The sequence below is a fragment of the Rubripirellula tenax genome (assembly GCF_007860125.1).
In the GTDB taxonomy this organism is placed as follows: domain Bacteria; phylum Planctomycetota; class Planctomycetia; order Pirellulales; family Pirellulaceae; genus Rubripirellula; species Rubripirellula tenax.
The window spans coordinates 980264-1000956 of the sequence record NZ_SJPW01000001.1; the positions used below are offsets into that span (position 1 = coordinate 980264).

The 20693-nt window shown below is 57.7% G+C and carries 17 protein-coding genes; 3 read left to right on the plus strand and 14 right to left on the minus strand.

Features of this window, described 5'->3' with window-relative positions; genetic code table 11:
* Positions 1–106: 106 nt before the first annotated feature.
* The 5 genes from Poly51_RS03625 to Poly51_RS03645 form a co-directional block, all read right to left on the minus strand.
* Positions 107–454: a histidine kinase gene (locus tag Poly51_RS03625; RefSeq protein ID WP_146454302.1), complete on the minus strand. Its 348-nt coding sequence runs from the start codon at positions 452–454 to the stop codon at positions 107–109.
* On the minus strand, positions 451–1299 hold the full coding sequence (locus Poly51_RS03630; RefSeq protein WP_146454304.1) for a sugar phosphate isomerase/epimerase family protein: 849 nt from the start codon (positions 1297–1299) through the stop codon (positions 451–453). The genes Poly51_RS03625 and Poly51_RS03630 overlap by 4 nt, the downstream gene beginning before the upstream one ends.
* Before the next feature lie 23 nt (positions 1300–1322).
* Positions 1323–2006: a hypothetical protein gene (locus Poly51_RS03635; protein WP_146454306.1), complete on the minus strand. Its 684-nt coding sequence runs from the start codon at positions 2004–2006 to the stop codon at positions 1323–1325.
* 46 nt (positions 2007–2052) lie between these two features.
* Positions 2053–3543 (minus strand): oligosaccharide flippase family protein, encoded by a 1491-nt coding sequence (locus Poly51_RS03640; RefSeq protein WP_146454308.1) that lies wholly within the window; start codon positions 3541–3543, stop codon positions 2053–2055.
* 135 nt (positions 3544–3678) lie between these two features.
* Complete coding sequence (locus tag Poly51_RS03645) at positions 3679–5940, minus strand: DEAD/DEAH box helicase (protein WP_146454310.1); 2262 nt, start codon at positions 5938–5940, stop codon at positions 3679–3681.
* Between the two features lie 331 nt (positions 5941–6271).
* On the opposite strand from Poly51_RS03645, the gene Poly51_RS03650 reads away from it, so the two are divergent.
* The gene (locus tag Poly51_RS03650; RefSeq protein ID WP_146454313.1) at positions 6272–7441 is read left to right on the plus strand and encodes a hypothetical protein; all 1170 of its coding nucleotides are present in this window, start codon (positions 6272–6274) and stop codon (positions 7439–7441) included.
* On the plus strand, positions 7438–8421 hold the full coding sequence (locus Poly51_RS03655) for a hypothetical protein (RefSeq protein WP_146454315.1): 984 nt from the start codon (positions 7438–7440) through the stop codon (positions 8419–8421). The genes Poly51_RS03650 and Poly51_RS03655 overlap by 4 nt, the downstream gene beginning before the upstream one ends.
* A gap of 4 nt (positions 8422–8425) precedes the next feature.
* On the opposite strand, the gene Poly51_RS03660 is transcribed toward Poly51_RS03655, so the two are convergent.
* Both Poly51_RS03660 and Poly51_RS03665 read right to left on the minus strand, forming a co-directional pair.
* Positions 8426–9376 (minus strand): ribose-phosphate diphosphokinase, encoded by a 951-nt coding sequence (locus Poly51_RS03660; protein ID WP_146454317.1) that lies wholly within the window; start codon positions 9374–9376, stop codon positions 8426–8428.
* Complete coding sequence (locus Poly51_RS03665) at positions 9369–10118, minus strand: sugar phosphate nucleotidyltransferase (RefSeq protein ID WP_146454319.1); 750 nt, start codon at positions 10116–10118, stop codon at positions 9369–9371. Before Poly51_RS03665 ends, Poly51_RS03660 begins: the two co-directional genes overlap by 8 nt.
* 144 nt (positions 10119–10262) lie before the next feature.
* Between Poly51_RS03665 and Poly51_RS03670 the strand changes: the two genes are divergently transcribed.
* Entirely contained in the window at positions 10263–11183 is a 921-nt protein-coding gene (locus Poly51_RS03670) for a lysophospholipid acyltransferase family protein (protein ID WP_146454321.1), read from the plus strand.
* Positions 11184–11234: 51 nt separating this feature from the next.
* On the opposite strand, the gene Poly51_RS03675 is transcribed toward Poly51_RS03670, so the two are convergent.
* The 7 genes from Poly51_RS03675 to groL (Poly51_RS03705) form a co-directional block, all read right to left on the minus strand.
* On the minus strand, positions 11235–13115 hold the full coding sequence (locus tag Poly51_RS03675; RefSeq protein WP_146454324.1) for a HEAT repeat domain-containing protein: 1881 nt from the start codon (positions 13113–13115) through the stop codon (positions 11235–11237).
* Positions 13116–13162: 47 nt separating this feature from the next.
* Positions 13163–14446 (minus strand): Gfo/Idh/MocA family protein, encoded by a 1284-nt coding sequence (locus tag Poly51_RS03680; protein WP_146454326.1) that lies wholly within the window; start codon positions 14444–14446, stop codon positions 13163–13165.
* Positions 14447–14845: 399 nt separating this feature from the next.
* Positions 14846–15433 (minus strand): nucleotide exchange factor GrpE, encoded by a 588-nt coding sequence (locus Poly51_RS03685; RefSeq protein WP_146454328.1) that lies wholly within the window; start codon positions 15431–15433, stop codon positions 14846–14848.
* Between the two features lie 17 nt (positions 15434–15450).
* A complete protein-coding gene (gene dnaJ / locus Poly51_RS03690; protein WP_146454331.1) occupies positions 15451–16593 on the minus strand; it encodes a molecular chaperone DnaJ in 1143 nt (380 codons plus the stop codon).
* A gap of 219 nt (positions 16594–16812) precedes the next feature.
* Positions 16813–18432, minus strand: coding sequence for a chaperonin GroEL (gene groL / locus Poly51_RS03695; protein ID WP_146454333.1), 1620 nt, complete (start codon positions 18430–18432; stop codon positions 16813–16815).
* 121 nt (positions 18433–18553) lie between these two features.
* The gene (locus Poly51_RS03700) at positions 18554–18850 is read right to left on the minus strand and encodes a co-chaperone GroES (RefSeq protein WP_146454335.1); all 297 of its coding nucleotides are present in this window, start codon (positions 18848–18850) and stop codon (positions 18554–18556) included.
* Positions 18851–18985: 135 nt separating this feature from the next.
* Positions 18986–20677, minus strand: coding sequence for a chaperonin GroEL (gene groL, locus Poly51_RS03705; protein ID WP_146454337.1), 1692 nt, complete (start codon positions 20675–20677; stop codon positions 18986–18988).
* Positions 20678–20693 lie beyond the last annotated feature (16 nt).

Below are 20693 nucleotides of genomic sequence, written 5' to 3' on the forward strand. Positions count from 1 at the left end.
AGAATGGCGGAACGAAGCGTGTCCGCCGGGATCTGTTCCGTCTGCCCTCGGGCACGCCCGTGACGAGCGTGCCGGTTGGTCGTCGTGGATTTAATTTCCAGATTCGTTAGTCAAACAGCGTCGACAACATCGCGTCGAATTGACCGTTGGTGATCACGGATTCGATGCCGGCATCTCGGGCTGCTTTCAATTTCGGCACTTGGACGTGTGGACCGTAAGCTATTAACTTGGCGTTGGGGCATCGCTGACTGCATTCGCCCACGATCGTGCCGACGATACCGCTGCGTGTCGACAAATCAACGATGACATAGCGGACATCATTAAGGTCACCGTCGGGCAACCGGCCACCCAGACCGAAACCCCAGCCTGCACGTTCGGCGGCCGACTTGACTCGAGAACCGAAAACCAAGTCGCCCGACAACATCAACACGCGATTCGTTGTTTCGTCGTTCATGATGTGCGTTTCTCGATTTCGCCGCGCATGAACTTCAAGCCGTTCGTGGCCAGCGACATTTCATCGGGGTACATCTTGCGCCAAATCTTGGTTGCCGCTGCGATCTCGGGCAGTGACAAACCGAACGCTTCGATCACCATCCAACCGTCATAGCCCGAGCCCACGATCGCATCGAAGTTTTCGTCCCAGCGGATCGCTCCATCGCCGGGCGTGCTGCGGTCATTCTCGCTGATGTGAATGTGACAGAGTTTGTCGCCACCCGCTTTGACGGCGGCCGTCACATTTTTTTCTTCGATGTTACAGTGAAACGTGTCGTACATGATGCCGCACGCTTCATGATCGACTTCGCGTGCAAAACGCGTCGAGTCGGCGTGGGTATTCAAGAAATAACACTCGAATCGATTTAGCGCTTCGACGCCTAGCTTGACGCCGACTTTGCCTGCGTGCTCGGCGACTTGTCGCATGCTGTCGACGCCCCACTTCCACTCGTCGGCAGTCGGGCCGGCGCCGCTGAAGACACCGATGGCGGAGTGATATGGACCGACCAGAGTCTCCACGCCCGCGGCCGCACACGCATCGAGAGTCTTCTTGGTTAGCGAGACGCCCAGATCGCGAACGGCCTTGTCGGGCGAGATCGGATTGTCGCCTTCGTTGCGAATCGTAACGGCAGTTCGGGCAAGACCGAGCGAGTCGAGTTGTTTGCCCAGCGACGCGTAGTCCAGGTCCAGGTTGAACATCGGCAGTTCGACGCCATCGTAACCCGCCGCTTTCAGTTTCTCGCAAACCGGCAACAAGGCGTCTGTCACTTCGCCGCTCCAAAGCAGCAGGTTCATTCCGTATTTCATCGCGATCAATTCTCTTGGGTTAACTAAACAGTACTGCGAAAGCCGAACGGGTCCGAACCGTCCGGCGGCGTCAGCATTCGGATTCGACGAGATTCTACCAGCTTGTCGGCCTGGGCGAGCCATCCGACCAGCGACTCGGGCAATTCGCTCAGCCCGACACGTTTCATCACCTGGTTGATCCGCATCAACAGTTTTTCGTGGTCCAGGTAGTCGTACAAAAATTGGACGTCACAGTATCGCTGCATCACCGGCACCAGCCCTAAAACCGATTTCCCCGTGATAGCAACCACACATTTTTGGACGACTTCGGCGTCGGCGGCGGCCACGGCGTCATAGTATTTTCTGCCGATTTCCGGGTCGTCGCGAATCCAATACGAATCCAACAGCATTTCGATCAAAATGTGTCCGACGAACATCGGGCGAAAGCCGGTATCGCCAGGCAATAAATCACGCAGCTCGACAGCCAATCGCAAGTTCGTTTCCACGAACGCTTCGGTGCCGTGGAACCAACGGTCGTCTTCGATGTGCCGGATGATTCCGCTGGCAACGGCGGCCAAGTCGGGATCGGGGCTGTCGACGTGCTGGGCCGCCAATTTTCCGCGAGCGCGAACCTTGCGATCCACAACGCTCATCCAATCCGGCACGCCGGTCGAAATCGCCAGCAACGGTTGGTCAAGATAGGGAATCGCATGGCATAGAAAGTTCATGCGAAAGAGCGTAACGGTCGCCGCAGCGTCCGGCCACCCTTGATGACTAGCTCGTCGGTTGCGATTGAGGCCTCAGCCTTAGCGTCAGATACGCGACTCCTTCATCGCACCAGCCGCGGACTTCGACACTGCCCACGCATGCGATCACGACACAGGCCAATCCGATCCATGGACCGGCCAACAAGGTGGCCGGCAATACGGACAAAATCAACAGTGTCAGGTCCAAACGGAATCCGAACTTTGCCATTGCCAACCACAACGCTAACAGCATGACGCCGTTGGCGACCAAAGTTGCAATGACGGCGCCCTCGAGTCCCCAGATCGGCAGCAACCAATAGTTCAACAACACGTTCACGACCAACGCGATCCCGATTGCGACGGCGACCCATTTTCCCTTTTCCGACACCCACAAATAGTCTTGCCCGATCGTCGCCAACGATACCCAGATGCAGAAAACAAAAGTCATCGGCATCAGCTGCAGACCGGCCGCGTAGCGGTTTTCTAAAACGACCTCGAAGAACCAGGGCGACATGACAAGAGCGGCGGCCGAGCCGGCCGTGAAAAACGCAGACGCTGCGAACAGGATCCTTCGCAAATTTTCGCGGACCTGTTCTTTGCGACCGGCTTCCCAGTCGGCCGTCAGGTACGGCATCAACACACCGCTGACCATGGTCGCCAAGCTGGTCAACAAAACGGGAATGATCCGGCCGCTATGGTATTGGCCCACGGCCGCTTGCGTCGACATTTCGCCGCCCGGCAACATGTGCAAAATCATGTAGCGGTCCGAAAGTGCGAACACATTGGAAAGTAAATTCATCGCCCACAGCGCGGCTGCATACGGCATCAACCGACGCCACATCGATGCCGGATCGAACGGTTCTTCGCTGATCGGTAAGCCCGCCCAACCGCGGTACAGCGAGTTCAATCCTGGCAACGTCGAAATGACAGTCGCCGCAATGAACGCATAAACCAGTCCGGTCAGACCACCACCGGCGGTCAACCAAACGATCCCCAAAACGGTGAACGCGACCGACTGGACAAACTGCATCATCGACGCGACGCGAACTTGTCGCAGTGCCGACACCATCTGGTAGACGAAGTTGAAGACCACGATCGCAACCACACCGGCGCCGACGCTGTAGACCAGCGACATGCTTTGGGGTTCTAGAAACACGAGCCACCCGAAAAAGTCGGGGAAGACCATGATGCCGACAAAGAACGCGGCGCCCAGCGAGACCGTGACCCAAAGGATGCGACGGACCAACGGCGTCAAATGCCCGCGGACGCGGTAGTGTTCGACGTAGCGTGGCAGGGTGCCGGGGATGCCCAACAGCATGACGGGCGTGATCATTGTGATAAAGTCGTAAGCCATCGACCACTGGCCGACGACCGCATCATCAAGCAAACGACAAAACCAGATGCCGCGCAAAAAACCCAGTCCGCGTTGGACAATGGTCATCGCCAACATCACCGCCATGCCGATGGCAAGCGAGTCGGCGACGAAGCTGGAATCAGATTTTTGAGTCGTGTCGGACACAGAGTTTCATCGAAGGGGAATGATTCGATGAAATTTTGCTCGGCCGTTCGGTTCCCGCACTCGCCATCCGTTCACAGGGTCGACAAAACGTCACCATGAACCACGCGGGAACCGGTTGTAGCGATTGGGCGGATCTTACTTGGAGTGCTTTCCCTTGCCCGACTTCATCTTGCCGGGTTTGTGCTTGCCCGATTTCGGCTTGCCGCCGTGATGCTTGCCGCCGCCGTATTCGCGACCGGCGCCCATGTCACGAGTGATGTTCAACCGCTTGCCCATCACCCACGTGTTCTGCAGCGTATTGAAAATGTCGTTGGGCATGCCTTCGGGAAGGTCCACGGTCGTGAAGTGATCCTGAATGCTGATCGGACCAATGAACTCGCTGTCGATGCCGGCTTCGTTTGCGATTGCGCCGACCAGGTTGCCCGGTTTGACGCCATCGGTGCGGCCCACTTCGACGCGGAATCGCTGCATACCCGGACGCACCGGACCAGCGCGTCGTGGCCCGCGCTCGTCGCGAGATTCGCGTCCGCCGTCACGATCACGATTGCCACTGAAGCCGCCGTCGTCAAAGTCACCGCGTTTCGATCGAGGCTCGGCCTTCGGACGATCTTTGACCAAGAACGGACGCCCGCCATTGATCTGGTCCGCCAGTGCGGCGGCGACTTTGGCGATCGACGTGCCGGTTTCTTCGCAGTACTTGCCGATCAGTTCTTCATAGAACGTGACATCGCGGTCGGCTAAAGAACGCGTGATCTTGGTTTTGAATCGATCAATCCGTTTGTTGTTGATGTCTTCGGTCGAAGGCCAGTCACAGATTTGTATCTGTTGGTTGGTCAGTCGTTCGATCGACCGCAATTTGCCACGCTGAGCCTGGGTCAAGAAAATAATCGCTTCGCCGCTGCGACCGGCCCGACCGGTGCGCCCGATCCGGTGGACGTAGGATTCGTTGTCGTGCGGCAAATCAAAGTTGATCACGTGGCTGATTCGCGGCACGTCCAAACCACGCGCGGCAACGTCGGTGGCGACGACGATGTCCAAGCGGCCGGACTTCAATTGTTCGATCGTGCGTTCACGTGCTTTTTGGGCCATGTCGCCGTTCAGTGCCGCGGCGCTGTAACCCATCGTTATCAACTTTTCGGCAACGACCGTCGTCGACTCTTTTGTTTTGGTGAACACGATCACGCCATCCGTCTCTTCGACTTCAAACAATCGGCGAAGCAATTCCAGTTTCTCGCGCGGCGTCGCATAGATCGCCCGTTGATTGATCGATTCCGCCGTCATCGTCTTGCTGCTGATCGTGACGGTGTGCGGGTCACGCAAATGTTGATCAGCGATGCGGCGAATCGGCGTCGGCATCGTGGCCGAGAACAGGGCGACTTGTTTTTCCTCGGGGCATTGTTGCAAGACGAACTCGACGTCCTCCAAGAATCCCATGTTCAGCATCTCGTCGGCCTCGTCCAACACCAAGCATCGAAGATGCTCCAGCGACAACGATCCACGCCGCACGTGATCAATCACGCGTCCGGGAGTACCGACGACGACGGAAACGCCTTTGCGAAGTTGTCGCAATTGGGGCTCGTAATCTTGACCGCCGTAAATCGCCGCGATCGAAAATCCTTTCAAGTCGCCCGCGTAGGTTTCAAACGACTTGGCAACTTGAACGGCCAACTCGCGAGTCGGCGCCAGCACCAATACTTGGGGTGACGGAGCACGTTTTTTCAGATTGGCCAAGATCGGCAGCGCGAACGCGGCCGTTTTGCCGGATCCGGTTTGCGATTGGGCGACGATGTCACGGCCGGCCAACATCGGCGGAATGATGGCTGCTTGAATGTCCGACGGAGTGGTGTAGCCCGAACGGACGATGGCTTCTTGAACCGAGCGAGGCAGATCCATACCTGCGAAAGTACCGGCGAGATCATCCGGTTCTTCGTCGTCATCGGTCGACTTGTCAGCGTCCGTTGGTTCGGTGGCGTCAGCCTTCTTGACTTCGACTACTTTGACTTCGACTTCTTTTTCAGCGACTACTTTGACTTCGACTACTTTTTCGGCGAGAGCCTCAGGGGCGTGACTGACCACGGCTTCGCTTGAAACGACTTCGGCAATGTCGACCTCTGCAGCAACGTCGACTTCCGCGGCAACGCGTTCGGTCTTCGGTGGGGCAACAACGGGTGCCGCTTCGACGTTGACTTCAGCTTCTGCTGCAGCTTGCAGGGCGGCCAGTTCTTTTTCTTTCCGGGCGCGTTCTTTCTTTTCCTTCTTCTTCTTTTTTTTCCTTGCTCGCTCGGCATCCGCGATCGCGTCGGCCAACATCGGGTCGGGAACGGCGCGAAGAACGATACGGCGTCCGCCGCGAGGGTAGTGGGCGGGTAATTCCGAGGCAGGCAGCGAAGACGACATGGAGGGCTTTGAACGAAGTGAGAGAGATACCACTGCGCAGACCTAAAAGAGACAACGCTGGGATCGATGACGCCAGAGAAGCCGGCGTGGCAGACCTTAAAAATACGTGCTGGACGGCCTTTTCACAACTCAAACCCCACTGTGGAATGAATTTACGCAGCTTTCCAGCGGCGGTTATGACGGTCAAAGAAAGCCCAGTGATCGCGCACGGTGATACCAAGCCCCCTTAGTCGCTATCCGAGCGAAAATTTTGCGGCCCATTTGGTCTTTCGAAGTTGGCCGTCGCTTGCCGTATAATCGGTGTTTCTGATCGTCCTGTCTTGGAGTCTCCATGCCAAACAAACGAGCGTCCGTCCGAAATTCTGGTCGATCGGTCCCTCTCGTTGCCGCCTTCGTCGGTTCGTTGCTAGCGGCGGGCATCACCGCGTTCATCACGTTCCCATCGGAGAACCTACCGGATCCGCCGGCGGTGCCAGCCTCGCCCACCACGTCACCCCCAGCGTCGATCGTGGAAACGCCCGCAAAGGCGGAAGGCTCTCAATCGCTTTTGATCGCAAAACGGGGCCAGTTTTTTGACGAGCAAGTCGAGCCCCAGATCGCAGCCACCGACGCACTGAACCGGGCCGCGGCAGATCGATGCATCACACGACTGAGTCGCCTGATCGACGGCTACCAATCCCAAGTTCCACCGTTTGTCGACGACCTTACCAGTTGGTCGACGCGATTTTCGATCGTCTCGCAGTTACCCGGTCAATGGTGGAACACCGACGACCGGGTCAGCGTTTACATCAGCGACAAGTTCGAATCGCATCTGTTTTCCGAACAGGGTCTGACCGAAGACATCGGCGCAATCCTGCAGGACTTTCGCAGCGAAGTCGACGCCAACCAAAAACGGATGCTAACCTCCGTCCATGCTTCGTTGTCCACATCCGACTTGCCGGACATCAACCTGGATTCGTACCGGCCGTTCTTCGAAAAGGTTGCACACGACTTGCAAACGTATTCGGCCCAGCAAGGCGCTTCCAGTGTGACCAGCGGAGTGACCGCAATCTTAGTCAGCGAAGCCGGCAGCTACGTTGCCGTTACGGTCGTGGGCAGTTTGTTTGGTCGCGTCGCGGCAACCGGTGCCGTGACCGCGGCCGTGGGTGCGGGAGCAACCGCCACCGGTGGCGCGGCCGGAGCGGGCGGTGGCAGCGTCGTCGGTCCTGCCGGAACGGTCGTCGGATTGGTCGTCGGGCTCGGTGTCGGCATGGCGATCGACTGGTACATGACGGACCAATTCCAGGTTCAATTGTCTTCCCAGATGACGTCGTATCTGGATTCGCTTCGACAATCGCTTCTGTACGGATCACCGATGATCGACGCGACGATCGAACCATCCGAATCCAATCAATTGAGCGGTGGCGTCACGGCGGCGCTGCCGATCGTATGTGACGACCTGCTGTCGGCCTATCGCGAACGTTTCTATCAACAGATTGTCCAACCCCAGATTGAACGATGAAAACAGATTTCGCTCGCCGGCTCCGGTGCAAATCCTTGTGTGTTTCCGCCGCAGTGCTTGGCTTTGTCGTATTCACTTCCACGGCACTCGCCAATCCACCAGCGATTGCGTCGTCGGTTACGAAGGCGATCGTGAAATATTTTGGCAAAGAGGGTGCAAGCGAAGCGGCGGAGTACCTGTCGAAGACGGGCGGACGCCAACTGATGCAGCGGGTCAGCGCCACGGCGGCTCGCGAAGGCGGCGAAGAAACGGTCGAACGTGTCGCAGCGCTCGCTGGCAAGCATGGCCCCCAAGCGATCGCGGCTCTCGACAACGCTCCCGCCGTGACGCCAATTTTGACGGCGCTGGACGATTTGCCCGCTGAACAAGTGGGCGCAGCGATCACCCAACTTGCCGCCGGCGCGCCGGGCCGCGAACTGGCACAAGCCACCATGAAGTTCGGATCGAAAACGCTGCAAAGCGAGTTGAAACATCCCGGTGTGGGTTTGGTTTTGGTTCGCAGCCTGGGCGATGACGGCGCGGACTTGGCGGCGAAACTGGGGACCGATCAAGCCATCGTGGTCGCTCGGCATGCCGATGATTTGTCAAAGTTGCCGACAACGGCGCGGCAAGGCATGATGTCGATGATGCGCGAAGACGCGACCCGTATGGTCCAATTCATGGGCCGCTTCGCCGAAGCCAATCCGGGAAAAACTTTGTTTACAGTCGCCACCACGGCGGTGATTCTGGCCGAACCCGAACGGATCCTCGGTGGCGATGAAATCGTATTCGATGCCGATGGTAACCCGATCGTCGTCAGCAAATCGGGATTGATCGGCCGCACGGTGGGTGCGACCGGATCCATCGCCGAACACGTTTCGTCACAGTACGTTCGGCCCGCGTTCTTGACGCTGTTAACATTCGTCACCGCGTTTGCGGCGCTGTGGGCAGGGTTGAAGCTTTGGCACGCGCACAAGCATGCGACCAAGGCCGGCGATTGACAAATTATCGTTCGCGAAACAGCTCGCTGATCGATTGGTCGTGGTGAATACGCTTGATCGCTTCGGCCAACAGCGGGGCGACGCTCAATTGCACCAAGTTGGGCAACTGCTTTTCCGCCGTGATCGGAATCGTGTCGGTGACAATGATCGAATCGATCGGCGCGTCACGCAATTTTTCGATGGCCGGTCCACACAAGACGCCGTGGGTAGCCGCGATGTGGATCTCTTTAGCGCCCGCGTTGTGGACCAACCTTGCTGCGCCACAGATCGAACCGGCGGTGCTGATCATGTCGTCGAATAGCAGCGCGACCTTGCCTTCGATCGGACCACCGATGATAGTGTTCTGTTTCGTTTCTAGCGCGTTGGCACGTTGCTTATCGACGATCGCAAGCGATCCGCCCAAACGTTTGTTGTGTCCGAGCGCGCGTTTGATACTGCCTTCGTCGGGGCTGACCACCACGATCAGATCGTCGACCAAACCCCGTTCGCTGAAGTATTCGTTCAACACCGGGGCCGCGTAAAGGTGATCGACCGGAACGTCAAAGAAGCCTTGAATCTGTGCCGCATGCAAATCCATCGTCAAGACGCGATCGGCACCGGCGCGGGTGATGATATTGGCGGCCAGTTTTGCCGTGATCGGTACGCGACCTTCGTCTTTGCGGTCCTGGCGGGCATAGCCGTAATAGGGCACGACCGCTGTGATGCGTTCGGCACTGGCTCGCTTGCAGCAATCGATCATGATCAACAACTCGAACAAGTTGTCGTTGACCGGTGGTGAAGTCGGTTGAATCAAGAACACATCGCGACCTCGGACGTCTTCGTCCAATTTGCAATAGTTCTCGCCGTCCGGGAATTTGCCCAGCGTGATCGCCGAGGGCTCGAGATGCAGGTGGCGGCAAATTTTGTTCGCCAGGTCTCGGTTCGCTCGGCCGCTGAAAATTTTCAGTTCACGCATAACCCATCGTCCGCATCTTTTCGTCGACCAACCGAAGTTCGTCGGGGTTGTTGATCGAAAGCGATTCGCATTGCTGCAAAACCGCGATCGCCTCGACCGGCCGTCCCGCTTCGCGGAGTAATCGTGCACTATCGGTCAGGTAGTATTCGGCTTGTGCGTTATCGCAACTGAGTTGGTTCAGCGAATCCAGCAGATCGGGCGTCTGGAACAAGTAGGTGCTCATATTCACTTCCTTGACCGCTCGCTGCTGGTCCGTCGCGTCTTTGTGTTCGACGATGCCCATGAAATTCCCATCGGCATCGCGAACGATTCGGCCCAATCCGGTCGGATCGTCTTTTTCGAGCGTCCCCAGCAGTAGGGCCGGCTGGGTTTCACGGAAGTGGTCGAGTAGCTTTTTCAGGCTGGTCGGCTGGATCAACGGCGAGTCGCCTGCGACCACGATCGTCGGCCCGGTCTGGCTTTCCAGCGCCGGCCGGCACATTTGCACCGCGTGCCCGGTGCCCAGTTGCTCGGTTTGTTCGACATATTCGATCGAATCTTTGCGGCCGGCCAGTGCTTCGCGGACCTTATCGGCTTCGTAACCCACGACGACGATTTTTCGATGAATTCCCGCTTTTTCCAAGGCATCCAGCACGAAATGGATCATCGGCCGATCCACGACGGGGCACAAAACCTTGGGCAGATCGCTCTTCATACGGGTGCCTTTTCCGGCAGCGAGCACCACAGCGCAGGCATCATTCATTCGACGCGGTTCCAATCGTTATCAAAGGGCGTGAATCTGTCGACAATCAGGGGATGCCTAAGATGGTGAACGGTGAAGGCTAAACAAACAAGGCGGGCCCAATCGATCTGGACTGGCAATGCCGGAATTAGCGAAGATTATCGAATGATGAAACTCGCCATCGACTTCGCCGCTTACGCCCTGGTCCGACTTTTGGTCGCCGTGATCCAGACGTTACCGGTCGATATGGGCGACTCGTTATGCCGATTTTTGGCGTGGTTGGTCGGCGAAAAGCTTAAAATCCGTCGCCGAGAAACGGACCAGAATCTGTCGCTGATCTTTCCTCAGGCGGACGAGGCCCAGCGCCGACATCTGCGGCAAGCAATGTGGCACCACCTGTTGCTGATGGTCTGCGAGATCGCTTGGGTCCAGCGACGTCTGCATCTGGTCAATTATCGCGATCACGTCACTTTTCAAGGCAATCGCGAAATGCTGACGCGGATGCTCTCTGAGCGACCGACCGTGATCGTCACCGGTCACTTTGGCAACTTTGAAGTGGGCGGTTACCTATCCGGATTGATGGGAATCCAAACGCTGACCATCGCACGGCAACTCGACAATCGATTCATCCACCGTTGGGTCGACCGATTTCGCAGCGCCAAGGGTCAAAAGATGGTCGACAAGGAAGGCTGCGCCGCGGACGTCGATCGACACCTCAGCAGTGGCGGCATCCTGTCGTTGTTGGCGGACCAGCACGCCGGCCCGAAAGGGTGTTGGGTCGACTTCATGGGCGCGCCCGCGTCTTGCCATAAAGCACTATCGTTGTTCTCGCTCAGCACCGGCGCCCCCATGATCGTGGGTTCCACGCGTCGCGTCGGTGCCCGGCCGATGCAGTTCGAAATTTCCGTTCACGCGGTGGCTGATCCGGCCGTCGACCAAGACATTTGCAGCGGCGTGACCTCGCTGACAAACTGGTACAACGACCACCTTGAAGGGGCCGTTTCCGATTCGCTGGAACAATACTGGTGGTTGCACCGGAGATGGCGAAAGCCACCACCCAAAGTCGCCAAGCGGCTGGCCGCATAGTCGAGAACTACGAATCTCGCAATGGAAACTCCAATGGAGACCGGGCAGGGTTCAGCGCTTCGTCCCCTCGGAGTCGGCAACCGTGATTGCAACCGTGATTGCGGCCTTGATTGCTTGGATCGTCACATCGACGTTGCCCCGCAACGTTTCGTTGTCCTGCAGCGAGCTCGCCATTTGTAGTCCTTCGGGCGTTGGGTTGCGTCTGAGCACGTCGAGCACCAGCTTCCGCTCGTCATCGCGATCGGCAATCGCCAAGGCGTTGCGGCAGACCTCCATTCGCTCGCGGGTCGTCATGTCCAATTGCCGAGCGATGCGGATGTATCCTCGCAAAACGCGGATCTGGTACTTGCGGATGGTGAGTGTCTTGGACAACTCTAGCAATGGTGTGGCGGCGTCGGCGGTAAGCCAACCGCCGAGCAGACGCGTGGCGGCGTCTTGCATCGTGTCATCGTTGCTCTTCGCGGCATCCACGACGGCCCCGAGTGCCTTGGTTCCGCCGACCAATGCAAGCTGATCAAGCAAGACGACGCGAGCGACGGGCGAGACTTCGGACATCGCGGAAGTGAGTGTCTGGACGCACCTGTCTTGTGGCATCCGGACGCAAGCCGCCCCAAGAGTCTTCTGAACGATCGCAGAGTCGTCGGACTGCAGCGACGTGCTCATCAAACCGATCAACGCGGGCAGATCGGTAATCGTCGTCGTTCGGCCCAGCGCCTGAATTGCGGACTGACGCATCGAGGCATCGTCGCTATGGGTCAGTCGCAACAGGAACGGTGTCGCGGTTGCGATGTTTCGCTTCGCAGCCACTTCCACCGCCGACAGGACCATCGCGGGTTGGTCGCTTATGAGTCTCGCGACGACTTCGGAATCGATGCCGTCGCCCGGCAATCGGACGAGCGCCGCTTGGGCTGCGTTGGCCATCGCGACATTGTCGGTCGAGGCTAAATCGAGCAAGAGCTTCGCGGTGTCGTTGTCACCCAATCGTGCCAACGCACTGATCGCCGCAATACGAGTATCAGACGCGTCATTCCCCACGGCTTTCACGACGATCGGCAAAACACTGTCGTCACCAAGCTCGCCCAGCGTGATCAACAGCAGTGCTTGATTCTCGGCGGACTGCCCCTCCAATCGCGAAGCCAATTCGGTGGCCAGTTTCGGTGCCTTGCCGATTCGACGAACGGCTTGAAGTGCGATCCGAAACTGTGCGGAATCACCGGAGTCGAGCATTTCAAGCAACAAAGGCACGCCCGCCGTTCCTTGATTCGCGACGGCACTGTAGGTCGCCGCCCAGTGAAGTTCCTGTGGTAGATCCGCGCTTCGAAGTAGGTTGCAAAGCGAAACGGCCTGTTGCGTTTCTCCGGCGGCGACCAATCGCCTTGCACAGACAAGACAACCTTGTGCGATTGAAATGCGTGACGATCCCGCCGCCTGCGCGAACGACTTCTTAAGCTGGTCCGCGGCCTCAATCGTGCCGATTGCCCCAAGTGCTCGAGCCGCAGCGTTCTGAACGGAAGGGTTTTTATGGTTAAGCAGTTCGGCAAGTAAACCCGTTGCTTGCAGGTCGCGTCGTTTTCCGATCGAGTTCAAGACGCCAACGAGTCTGTCGCCCGCCAGCAATTTCGCTGCTTCACGCAACGCCAAATCGACCTCCGGTGCCGAAATGTTCTCCAAGGCGCTGCGCGCGTACGTCGATAGCTGCTCGTCGTCCAGTAGCACCGCCAAAGCCGATACCGCGTCGGCGGTTCCGTTGATCGCCAACTGCTGGCACGCTTTCGCCTTTTCGAAAACCGGGCCGTCGGATTCAAGCACCGCGACCAACTCACCGGCGTCCGTATCCGGAACCGGCAAAGTCACTTGGCCGTGCAAGTGGGGCGAGCAAACCGTCAGCAAAAATACGAACGGGAACCATTTGATGATCGATTGAAATTTCATGGCTGGTAAATCTTGGAAACGCGAAATGGAAGTTGCGGACTTTTTGTTTAAACCGTCCACGGTTCACGCATCGCGCGCGATCTCATCTTGTTCGCTTCGTCATCACCCACGAACTCCTCGGCAATCGGATCAAATGTCAGCTTGCGTCCCAACTTCCACGCAATCGCAGCCGCGTGACAGGCGATGTGCGACTTCCGCATGATGTCTTCGTTCGTGTTCGTCTTGCCTCGCGACTTCACGCAATCGAGAAAGTTTCTTGTATGTGTGGAAGGCGTCGTTCCCGCGATTGTGGGATCGGGAAGCTTCGCGCGCAGCGAGTCGATTGAGACAGCGATACGGCCTGAGTCTCCCGTTTCGACCCAACCGTCGTCGCCTTCAAATCGGACGGGGCAGGTTCCCAATCCCAGCCAACCGTTACGCCGCAGTACCAGTTTCAGACCATCGGCGTAGCGACATTGGATCGCGTTGTCGTCCTCGGTATCGAGTGGTTCAAACTCGATCGGGCCCGAATCATCAGCACCCGCCGCCGCCTGACAAAGATCCAAGGTGTGGGCGCCCCAGTCCAGCAACTTCGCCCCCGAATCGAAATCGTAATGACCACGCCACTGGCCATCGACGTACGCTCGGTTGTATGGTCGCCAAGGTGCTGGGCCGAGCCACATGTTCCAATCGATTTCGTCTTTCGGCGGTTCGGGCTGAGCCGGCAACCAATCGTGTCGATCCTGCAGCTTGTAAATCGAAGCGTGAAGCGTATGAAGTCTCCCCAGCTTCCCGGATCGAGCTAGCCCGATGGCGTGGATGAAGTTGGAGATGCTGCGGCGCTGCGTGCCGCACTGAAAGACGCGTCCCGTTCGCTTGATCGTATCGGCCAATCGCTGAGCCAAATCGATCGTGATCGCACACGGCTTTTCGCTGTAGACGTCCTTGCCTGCTTCCGCCGCCATCATGGAAATCGGCGCGTGCCAACGGTCGCCGGTCGCGATCAGCACGGCGTCAATGTCTTCGCGAGCCAACAGTTCGCGGAAGTCACGATAAGTATCGCAGGCATCGTCGCCATTCTGCTGGTCGGCCATCTGCTTCACGGCCGAGCGCCGGTCAGCACGCACGTCAGCGATAGCAACGAACCGCACATCGGGTTGCGGCAGCATCGTTTCAAGTACTTTCGTACCTCGATTTCGGATCCCAATACCGCCAAGATGAATCTTGTCACTGGGCGCGACGAAGCCAGGACCACCAAGGGCCGAACGTGGCACGATCCAGGGTGCGGTCACGGCAGTAGCTGCCGCAGACTTCAAGAGTTGTCGCCGGGGAATGGATGCTTTTATTTTCATCGTAGTCTCTCGTTTCACAATTCTGTTGTGACTTTGCTGACACCAACCGCTTGCCGTTGATGGCTCCATCAGATTTGCCAATCCAGTCTAACGTGGCCGCGATCGAGATACTGCTTGCCCCAAAGCCGTCGCGGGGGGGCGACTGATAGACGAGCGGTCGCCCGCCATGATTGATGGGCCGAATAGGCAACCGGAATCGCGCATTGCGACCGTTGGGCGTCAGCGCGTCGTCGACGGACGAGTAGGAGTGGATGGGGGCGTTGGGCTGTTCGCGTTCACTATGCGGTTGCCGCGTAACTCGCTTCGGCGATTCACGACCTAGACCCCGTATAACCTGTTTTGCGCCGTCGGCGCGGGAAGCAAAACGGGCGCAACATTTACACACGCAACACCAGCCTATTAGCCTTCCGTGTCACCGTTGCCCGTGCTGACGATGACTTGGCTGGGGCGGATGACGCGATCGTGCATTTGGAAGCCGGTTGCCGCGACGTGCGCGACCATGCCCGCCGGTTGATCCGAGGGCATTTGCGAGATCGCTTCGTGATAGTTCGGATCGAACAATTCACCCAACGCAGGAATTTCGCGGATCGAGTGCTTCGCCAGCGTGTCGTCCAACTGTTTCGCAACAATCGCGATGCCGCCCTTCAGTCCGGCAACGGCTTCGTCGTCGCCGGCTGATTCCATCGCGCGGTGCAAGTTGTCGCGAACTTGCAGCATGTCGCTGACCAACGGCACGGCCGCGAATTTCAACTGGTCTTCGAAATCGCGACGCATCCGTTTGCGAAAGTTCTCGGCTTCGGCCTGAGCCATCAGCACTCGCTTGTCGGCCGAATCGGCGGCTTGCCGCAACCGGTCCATCTCGTCGTCGCGAGTTTCGGTGAATTGAACGGTTGCCGACTGGCCGCCTTCTTCATCAGAGGCTTCGAAAGCGGCATCAGTTGCTTCGAATTCGTCGTCGATTTTTTCGTCGTTGTTTTCGTTAGTCATCGGATTCGATGGGGTTACTATTCTTGAGGTTTCAATTCGGTATCAAAGAACGTTTTGAGTTTGCCCAGGAAGCTGGTTCGCTCTGGCAACACGGCTTGATGGTCCAGGTCCGCCAATTCGCGAAGCAATCGCTCTTGTTCAGCGTTCAGTTTCTTCGGCACTTCGATGAAGACTTGGACCAGCAGATCGCCCGCCCGTCCGCCGCGAGGATCGACGACACCTTTGCCGCGAAGCGTGAACACTTCGCCGCTTTGGGTACCACGTTCGACCCGCAGCACTTCGGGACCGCTGAGCGTCGGGACTTGGATCTCTGCACCGAGCGCCGCTTGCGTGTAGGAGATCGGTAACTGCAAGATCAGGTGGTTACCGTCACGCTTGAACAGCTCGTGCGGTTTGACGGTCACGAACACATAGCAGTCGCCGACCGGGCCGCCATCGGGGCTGGCCTCGCCTTCACCCGTCACGCGCACTCGCATACCGTCATCGACGCCAGCGGGAATCGTGACGGTCAATTCTGCCTTCTTGTTTTCCAGCCCTGTGCCTCGGCAATCGCTGCACGGTGAGCCGATTTTTTGGCCGCTGCCATGGCAATCGGGGCACGCCGTTTGGACGCGCAGGATGCCGGCCGATTGAATGACTTGACCGTGACCAGCACAGGTGCCACAGGTCGTTGGCTTGCTGCCCGGTTCGGCACCGTTGCCGCCACACGAATTGCATTTGACGCGTCGGCGGAATGAGATGTCTTTGTCGACACCGCGGGCGGCTTCTTCCAAGGTCAACGTGACATTGACGCGAATGTCGGCTCCCTTGCGAACGCGTTTTCGACCACCTCGTCCGCCGCGGTTGCCGAACAGATCGCCGAACATGCCACCGCCGAACATGTCACCGAACGCTTCGAAGATGTCTTCGACGTCGCCGTATTGGTGAACGCTATCGACACCAGAATGACCGTACTGGTCATAGCGGCTGCGTTTTTCAGCATCCGAAAGTACTTCGTAGGCCTCGGTGGCTTCTTTAAACTTGGCGACCGCCTCTTCGTCATTGCGGTTTTGGTCTGGGTGGTACTTGATCGCCAGTTTGCGATAGGCGCGATCGATCTCCGTCTTCTGAGCCGAACGCTCGATGCGAAGGATTTCGTAATAGCAGGTCTTTTCGGCCATGAATTGTTCTGGGTTAGTCCCGACGGGACGATATCGATTTGCCAGGGAAATGAATCGCTGGTTCAAGGTGCAAACGTATCAAAGCCCCGGCGGGGCGACATAAACGCGGTTTGTTATGTCGCCCCGCCGGGGCTTTGAACGGTTCGCGTCGACCGCGTGCCAGGGGCAATCCGCCCCTGGCGTTTGGTTGCTGCTGTGCAGCTAAAACGAACAGAAAACTTACAGCACGACGCCTTCAACGGCGCGTCGTTCTTTGTCTTCTTTTTCCAGGTTGGTGACCAGTGCTTCGGTCGTCAACAACAGACCTGCGATGCTGGCCGCGTTGGACAATGCCGTTCGCACGACCTTGACCGGGTCGATGACGCCAGCCTTGATCATGTCGGTGTACTGGCCGGTGTGGGCGTTGTAACCGATGGTCAAACCCTTTTGGCGAACTTCGTCGACCACGACGCTGCCGTCGATGCCGCCGTTGTCCGCGATTTGACGCATCGGTGCGTCCAGGGCTTTCAGCACGATATTGACGCCGACCTTTTCGTCGCCCTTGGCCTTCTTCAACGCTTCTTCGACTGCTTCATAGCAGCGAACCAGCGCGACACCACCGCCGGGAAGAATTCCTTCTTCGACCGCAGCGCGAGTCGCGTGCAAAGCGTCTTCCAAGCGAGCCTTGGTTTGCTTCATCTCGGCTTCGGTTTCCGCACCGACGCTGATGACGGCAACACCACCGGCCAACTTGGCCAAACGCTCTTGGAACTTTTCCTTGTCATAGTCGCTATCGGTTTGCTCAATCTGAGCACGGATCTGTGCAACTCGCTTGTCGACGTCGGCTCGCTTGGCGGCGCCCTCGACGATGGTTGTGTTGCCCTTGTCGATCGTGATCTTCTTGGCACGGCCGAGTTGTTCCAGCGTGACGTTTTCGAGCTGGATGCCCAAGTCGTCGCTGATCAACGTACCGCCGGTCAGCGTCGCGATGTCGCCGAGCATCGCTTTGCGACGATCGCCGAAACCGGGTGCCTTAACAGCACAAACATTCAACGTGCCACGCAGCTTATTGACGACCAAAAGGGTCAACGCTTCCGCGTCGACGTCTTCGGCGATGATCAACAGCGGTTGGCCGGTGCCGGCTGTCTTTTCCAGCAGTGGCACCAGGTCGCGAATGTTGCTGACCTTCTTTTCGTAAAGCAGGATCAAAGCGTTTTCGAGGTTCGCTTCCATCGTGCCGGGATCGGTGATGAAGTAGGGCGAGATGTAGCCCTTGTCGAACTGCATGCCGTCGACGTAGGTGACTTCCATTTCGCGGCTCTTGCCTTCTTCGACAGTGATGACGCCGTCCTTGCCGACACGCTCGAGCGCGTTGGCAAGCATTTCGCCGATCTTGTTGTCGTTGTTGGCCGAGATCGCACCCACTTGAGCGACTTCTTGCTTGCCGTTGACGGGACGTCCCATTTCAACAAGTCGAGCCGTAGCGGCGTTGACCGCTTTGTCGATTCCGCGACGGATCGCGGCCGGGTTGCTGCCGGCAACGATGTTTCGAAGGCCTTCTTTGAAGATTGCCCGAGCCAAGACCGTGGCGGTCGTGGTGCCGTCACCGGCCAAGTCGGACGTCTTTTGAGCGACTTCGATCACGAGCTTGGCGCCCATGTTTTCGAAGCGGTCTTCGAGTTCGATTTCTTTCGCGACGGTCACACCGTCTTTGGTCACGGTCGGTCCGCCGAACGACTTGTCGATGATGACATTGCGTCCGGTTGGGCCCATCGTGATCGCGACAGCGTTGGCCAACTTCTCGACACCGGCCAACATCCGGGCACGAGCGTGGTCTTCAAAAAGCAGTTGTTTTGCCATGATTATGAATTCTCTTTGAATATTTTTTAGGGGAGATGAAATGGGCACGAGGTGGAAGGAATCAGGTACTGAGGATTTCGTTTTCCTGATACCTGAAACCTAAATCCTGACACCTATTTCCCTAAAGCACTTTTGCCAAGATGTCGCTTTCGCGAAGGATCTTCATTTCGACGCCATCGACTTCGATGTTGCTGCCGCCGTACTTACCGAAAATGATCGTGTCGCCAACCGCGACCGACAATTCACCACGAACACCGCTGTCCATCAGTTTGCCCGGGCCGACGGCTACGATCTTGCCGCGTTGAGGTTTTTCTTGAGCCGAGTCGGGAAGGACGATTCCGCCCGCAGTGGTCGATTCGGCGTCTTCGGGTTTGACAACGACGCGGTCATCCAAAGGACGAAGGTTAAGTTTGGCCATGATTGTTCTCTTCGATTGAAAGTTGTTTTTGATTTGAAGTTACTAGGTGACGGGGCGAGTAGGTAACAGGATTTAGGTAACAGGCGACAGGTTTTCGCTGTTACCTGTTACCTGTTCGCTGTTACCTGATTTTCACTACATCATGCCGCCCATGCCGCCCATGCCACCCATGTCCATGCCGCCCATTCCGCCGCCGCCCATACCATGGTCGTGGTGATGGTCGCCGCCCTCTTCTTCCTCGACAGGGATGTCGACGACAAGAGCATTGGTGGTCAGCAACAGCGATGCGACGCTGTTGGCGTTGGTCAGCGATGTGCGAACGACCTTAGCGGGATCGACGATGCCGGCAGCCACCAAGTCGCAATAGACTTCTGCGTTGGCGTCGTAACCGTCGGTCTTGCCCTTCATTTGCAAGACGCGATTGACAACGACAGCACCGTCAAGGCCTGCGTTGTTAGCGATCGCACGCAACGGTTGATCGAGCACGTTGCGGATCACGCGGACGCCCAGCTTCTGGTCGCCTTCGGTTGCCTTTTCGAGCTTATCGATCACGGCGCGGCAGCGTAGCAATGCGGTTCCGCCACCGGGAACGATGCCTTCTTCCAAAGCCGCTTGAGTGGCCGCACGAGCGTCGTCGATCAACGCTTTGCGTTCCTTCATTTCGGTTTCGGTTGCTGCACCGACGTTGATTTGAGCAACGCCACCGGCCAACTTGGCCAAACGTTCTTGCAGCTTCTCTTTGTCGTAATCGCTGTCGGTGTTGGCGATCTCGCGACGGATCTGTTCGACGCGAGCCTCGATGTCTGCCTTCTTGCCGCCGCCGCTGACGATGGTCGTGCCTTCGCTGGTGATGCGAACTTGCTTTGCACGACCGAGGTCCGAGATCTTGACGCTTTCCAGGTCAATTCCCAAGTCCTTGAAGATCGCCTTGCCGCCGGTCAACACGGCAATGTCGCCGAGGATGGCTTTGCGGCGATCGCCGTAACCGGGTGCCTTGACCGCACATACCGACAAGATGCCGCGCATCTTGTTGACGACCAACGTTGCCAGGGCTTCGCTTTCGACATCTTCGGCGATGATCAAAAGTGGCTTCTTCGCCTTGCTGATCGCTTCCAGCAGCGGAATCATTTTCTTGTTGCTGCTAATCTTTTCTTCGAACAGCAAAATATGACAGTCATCCAATTCGACACTGACGTCGTCTTGGTTGGTCACGAAGTGTGGCGACAAGAAACCGCGATCGAACTGCATGCCTTCGACAAAGTCGACATAGGTTTCGTTCGATCGGCCTTCTTCGACAGTGATGACACCGTTCTTACCGACTCTGGTGAACGCGTTGGCAAGCACTTCGCCGATCTCGGGATCGTTGTTTCCCGCGATGGTGGCGACTTGCTTGATATCGCTCTTGCTGTTTTCACGGATCGGGGTCGCGAGCTTGGCGATTTGATCGCAAGCCGCGTCGACCGCCTTGGCCATGCCGCGAGTCAGTGCCATCGGGTCGGCACCGGTCGCGATCATCTTGATGCCCTCACGGAAGATCGCTTCAGCCAAGACGGTTGCCGTCGTGGTTCCGTCGCCGGCGACATCGTTGGTCTTGCTGGCAGCTTCTTTGACCAATTGGGCGCCGAGATTCTCAAGCGGGTCGTCCAATTCGATATCTTCGGCGACAGTGACGCCGTCCTTGGTGACTTTGGGCGAGCCCCAGCCTTTGTCCAGCACTGCATTGCGGCCGCGTGGGCCCAAGGTGCTGCGGACGGCTCGCGCCAATTTGCTGACGCCGGCCAAAAGTGGGCCACGGGCGTCGTCGTCGAAAACGATTTGCTTTGCCACGACGTTTGTCTCCTGT

What these genes read in the sequence shown, in the direction of transcription:
- Poly51_RS03625 (WP_146454302.1), bottom strand. Translation starts at nt 454, where the DNA reads ATGAACGACGAAACAACGAATCGCGTGTTGATGTTGTCGGGCGACTTG.
- Poly51_RS03635 (WP_146454306.1), bottom strand. Translation starts at nt 2,006, where the DNA reads ATGAACTTTCTATGCCATGCGATTCCCTATCTTGACCAACCGTTGCTG.
- Poly51_RS03630 (WP_146454304.1), bottom strand. Translation starts at nt 1,299, where the DNA reads ATGAAATACGGAATGAACCTGCTGCTTTGGAGCGGCGAAGTGACAGAC.
- Poly51_RS03700 (WP_146454335.1), bottom strand. Translation starts at nt 18,850, where the DNA reads ATGGCCAAACTTAACCTTCGTCCTTTGGATGACCGCGTCGTTGTCAAA.
- Poly51_RS03655 (WP_146454315.1), top strand. Translation starts at nt 7,438, where the DNA reads ATGAAAACAGATTTCGCTCGCCGGCTCCGGTGCAAATCCTTGTGTGTT.
- Poly51_RS03660 (WP_146454317.1), bottom strand. Translation starts at nt 9,376, where the DNA reads ATGCGTGAACTGAAAATTTTCAGCGGCCGAGCGAACCGAGACCTGGCG.
- Poly51_RS03680 (WP_146454326.1), bottom strand. Translation starts at nt 14,446, where the DNA reads ATGAAAATAAAAGCATCCATTCCCCGGCGACAACTCTTGAAGTCTGCG.
- Poly51_RS03650 (WP_146454313.1), top strand. Translation starts at nt 6,272, where the DNA reads ATGCCAAACAAACGAGCGTCCGTCCGAAATTCTGGTCGATCGGTCCCT.
- Poly51_RS03665 (WP_146454319.1), bottom strand. Translation starts at nt 10,118, where the DNA reads ATGAATGATGCCTGCGCTGTGGTGCTCGCTGCCGGAAAAGGCACCCGT.
- Poly51_RS03670 (WP_146454321.1), top strand. Translation starts at nt 10,263, where the DNA reads ATGATGAAACTCGCCATCGACTTCGCCGCTTACGCCCTGGTCCGACTT.
- Poly51_RS03685 (WP_146454328.1), bottom strand. Translation starts at nt 15,433, where the DNA reads ATGACTAACGAAAACAACGACGAAAAAATCGACGACGAATTCGAAGCA.
- Poly51_RS03645 (WP_146454310.1), bottom strand. Translation starts at nt 5,940, where the DNA reads ATGTCGTCTTCGCTGCCTGCCTCGGAATTACCCGCCCACTACCCTCGC.
- Poly51_RS03675 (WP_146454324.1), bottom strand. Translation starts at nt 13,115, where the DNA reads ATGAAATTTCAATCGATCATCAAATGGTTCCCGTTCGTATTTTTGCTG.
- dnaJ (WP_146454331.1), bottom strand. Translation starts at nt 16,593, where the DNA reads ATGGCCGAAAAGACCTGCTATTACGAAATCCTTCGCATCGAGCGTTCG.
- groL (WP_146454333.1), bottom strand. Translation starts at nt 18,432, where the DNA reads ATGGCAAAACAACTGCTTTTTGAAGACCACGCTCGTGCCCGGATGTTG.